Raw genomic sequence first — 3,783 nt, 5'->3', positions numbered from 1 at the left:
TGTTTATCAGTAAGGTTAGTTGAGTATTGTTCCATAACTCTAATTGATTGACACTCATAAAGCTACAAATAAACCTCCAATTAACCTACTGATTTACAATATATTATTCATTGCAATAACGTTTATCTTCAATAAATTTTAAACAGCTTCTTATATCCGCCTCCAATAAGTGCATGGCTTTGGAATGCCGGAAAGAATGGCATCCCAAATTTTCAGGGATTAAATCAGGGGACTTTTTTCGAGCTATCTCTGCATATTTCTTTACAATATTCAGGACGGCAACACGGGAAAGTTTCTCTCCGTGGAAATTACAAAAAATAGGAACACAATGCCTGTCCTCTTTCATCAATCCCTCATCATACATATATTTTTTGAGATTGGATGCTTGTTGTTTTGATAAAGGTACAATCCGTGCCTTATTACCCTTTCCGTATAATTTGACAGTCGCCGTATCATTAAATTCTATATTAGGTGGCGTAAGGTCAATTAGTTCCTGAACTCTTGCCCCACTGTCATAGAGTAGTGAAAGAAGAACGAAATCCCGACGACCATATCGTGTTTTCAAATCAGGTTGACTTAAAATCAACTTTATACCATCTATCGTAAGATAAGCCATTTCAGGAGCAGCAGTTTTCTTTTTCCTTATTGACATTATTTCATGATAACGGAACATTCCTTTTACATCTCGATATTGCAGGTAACTATAAAAAGACCGAATGGCTGCAAGACGTGCATTTCGCGTGGAAACAGAGCAATGCCTGTCTTCTTCAAGCCATTGCAAGAAATTTATAATCCGTTCTTTGGTTATATCCGCAAGGGTAACACGCTGTGGATTTATAAATTCTTGCTCTTTCAGGAACTCAATCAACAGGGAGAATGTGTAACTGTAAGTCAATATCGTATTTTGGGAAACGCCACATTCTATTGGCAGATATGTGCCAAAAAAATCGGTCAGATATTTAGAAAAATCAGTAGGTTTCATAATTATTCTTCTGTTTCAATATTAATATCAGGGAATACACAACGATAGGTATCATCAACTTTTGCAATTAATTGAGGATACATTTGCTGCGTCATCCGTACATACTGGTTTGTTGAGTATAAAGATTTATGTCTGACATAAGTCATAAGGAGTGGCAATGAGTTGTATAGGTCTTTTCCTGATTCTGACATTTTAACAAGAGATTCCACGCAAAAAGTATGGCGCAAGTCATGAAGTCTGGGCGTTTTGCCTTTTGCCCCTGCAAATATTCCTGCCCGTTGCAACACCGCCTTGAACAATCTGTTTATAGATGTTCCTCTGCATCGCTTTCCGTCAGCAGAAGAAAAGAAGGGCGCATCCGGTTCAACAGACATATTACAGTGTTCTTTATAAACAACATAGTCCTTACAAATTGCAGTCAAAGACAAAGACATTGGCACGATTCGGTCTTGTCCGTTCTTACACTCATGCAGGGTTAGTGTACCCAAAGCGAGATTAACGTCCTTATGGCAAAGTTTTAACGCTTCTCCGATACGTATTCCCGTTCCGTATAGCATCCTGATAATTAAAGGAATTACACCTCTTATCGAATTGTAAACGCATTGTGTGCTTCCCATTTTGTCACACTCCTTAAAAATTGCAGCCATCTCTCTTTTGGTGTATATATGAGGGATGAACGAACGCTTGGTTTTACGCAATTTCGGGACATAGGAATCATATCCCAAAAGTCTAAGATAACTTGAAAAACCACGAAGGTATAACATGCGTGTTTCACGATTTCTTTCTGATTCCAACGGATTCAGGTTTTTCCAAGCGTTGAATAAATCTCTTGAAATGCCTATTTCTGTTTCGTTGCGTTCAATAGTGAGCATGTCAAAACGGTGTAGTCTCCTTTCAATATCAACCATCTTATATCCTTTTGAACGCTTATAATCAGCATATTGCTGGATTAATTCGGAATATATGCCATAGTTATTTGCTTTCTCCATATAGATTATCATAAACTGTTGTCGGAATAAAAGGTACATCCAATGCGCATTGTCGCAAAAGGTCAACAGATACACGAAGATATGCCGTTGTAACTTGGGAATTGCTGTGTCCCAATGTTTCAGATATGACAGGTAATGTCACTTCGTTACTCAATAAGCTTGTGGCAAGGCTATGGCGCAGGATATGGCTCCCATGCCGTCTTGTTGCAAAATCAACTCCGGCATTGTGCATCCATTCTGTTATGGTATTTGCTACAGCATTTTTAGCCAGTGGGTTATAGGGAGTCTTAAATGACAAGAACACATAAGGTAAATCCACCTTAGGACGGCTATGTTGTATGTAATCTATTATTGCCATGCCAACTTCTTCCGAAAGTGGCAATGTAACCCTCTTGCCCGTTTTTTGCTGTGCAAAACATAACCTGTTATTCTCCCAATCCAAATTGCAGAAACGCAGCCCTCTAATGTCAGAATTGCGCAAACCATATCGGGCTCCCAATAATATAATGGCATAATCCCTTTTCCCTCTTGATGTCGTACGGTCAATGGCATTGATAATCGCCTCTACTTCTTGGGGCGTATAAACGGACGGTATTTTGGGGCTTTTGAGAAATCTGTGTTTAAAAAGTTCCTTCCAACGTTCCGGATTGTTGTCCGGTAATAACCCACGCTCGCACATATAAAACAAAAATGCACGTACTTTCGTAATAGCTTCTTCCCGTCCACCTGTAGTCAGTTCCTTATCAAGTTTTTGTATATATAAGATTCCTTCTTGCAACCCGAATGTTGCGGCATCCAAATCGGCAGATACCCAATACTTATACAAATCATATAATCTGATTTCACTTCTACGGATAGAAGCGGACTGCCTTCCGGTAGATTGTAAATCTTTCAGGAAAAGACGAAAGGGATAACCTTTTTCCCCACCGAACTCATACGGCTTTTTGAGTGTCCGTGCTCTTACCTCATTCGATTCCAACAACTGGTTTAAAGCGTCAATATGCCGGTAACGCAGTTTTTCCCGTACTGTTAGGGTCTGGTAATCCCTATTCAAGAACCTATATTGAAGAAACTGATACCCCACGGAATTATCATATTCCGCTATTTTCTTCTGTTCCATGAAGTGCGCCAATTCATTATAAGTACGATTGTACATTTTGAAACTTCCTTGTTTGTAACCTCTTGATTGCAAGAAAGACATAACACGCTCTCTTAGTAAATCTAATTTTCCTATTCGCATAATAAATCATGATTTAAAAATGGATAAAGACAAAAGTATTATGCGAAGATGTTATGTGAATAGTTTCTTCTGGAATATTTGATATTCTTATAGTTGGTTGTTAGCAATATGTAAGATTAATGTAAACTTTACATAATTATTCCCTATACATAACGTAGCTTATGCAAAGATTTACATAAGCTATGAGAGTGTCCGGTTTGTAGCCATAGACGACCATACGGCAATCATCACGGGTGAATATAACATGGAACAGGTAAAAGTGTGGTTAGAGAAATACACGTCCATAAAGAGCCTTAAAAGCAGTTGATAGAGAACGGCGGCTGTTTGCCACCGCTACTTTCTTTCGTGAGTACCGGAAAATAAAGTAGCAAAGAAACCCATAAAAATAAATCATTTTATTTTTAATGCCTGACCTTGGGTATTTCTCACTCCACTATTGATAATAGTAACTATTCAGCGAATCGAATACAATCAGGTTGGTCAGCAACAATTTTAGAATAATCCTCTGATTATCATCAAAATAACAGTGATTCTATTTGTGAATGTCAGATAAAATCGCTATCTTTGTATCT

General features: G+C 38.1%; 3 protein-coding genes. All 3 read right to left on the bottom strand.

What is annotated here, in order from left to right; genetic code table 11:
- Nucleotides 1-103: 103 nt before the first annotated feature.
- The 3 genes from HU824_RS19175 to HU824_RS19165 are packed head-to-tail and all read right to left on the bottom strand — an operon-like array spanning nucleotide 104 to nucleotide 3,127.
- On the bottom strand, nucleotides 104-982 hold the full coding sequence (locus HU824_RS19175) for a tyrosine-type recombinase/integrase (RefSeq protein ID WP_255260576.1): 879 nt from the start codon (nucleotides 980-982) through the stop codon (nucleotides 104-106).
- Between the two features lie 2 nt (nucleotides 983-984).
- Entirely contained in the window at nucleotides 985-1,971 is a 987-nt protein-coding gene (locus HU824_RS19170) for a tyrosine-type recombinase/integrase (RefSeq protein WP_255260575.1), read from the bottom strand.
- On the bottom strand, nucleotides 1,955-3,127 hold the full coding sequence (locus tag HU824_RS19165; protein ID WP_255260574.1) for a site-specific integrase: 1,173 nt from the start codon (nucleotides 3,125-3,127) through the stop codon (nucleotides 1,955-1,957). Before HU824_RS19165 ends, HU824_RS19170 begins: the two co-directional genes overlap by 17 nt.
- Nucleotides 3,128-3,783: the final 656 nt, after the last annotated feature.

This window comes from Bacteroides sp. L10-4, assembly GCF_013373675.1.
Taxonomy (GTDB): Bacteria; Bacteroidota; Bacteroidia; order Bacteroidales; family Bacteroidaceae; genus Bacteroides; species Bacteroides muris.
The sequence above is the reverse complement of the archived record's forward strand: the minus strand, read 5'-3'. Positions and strand labels throughout refer to the sequence as shown.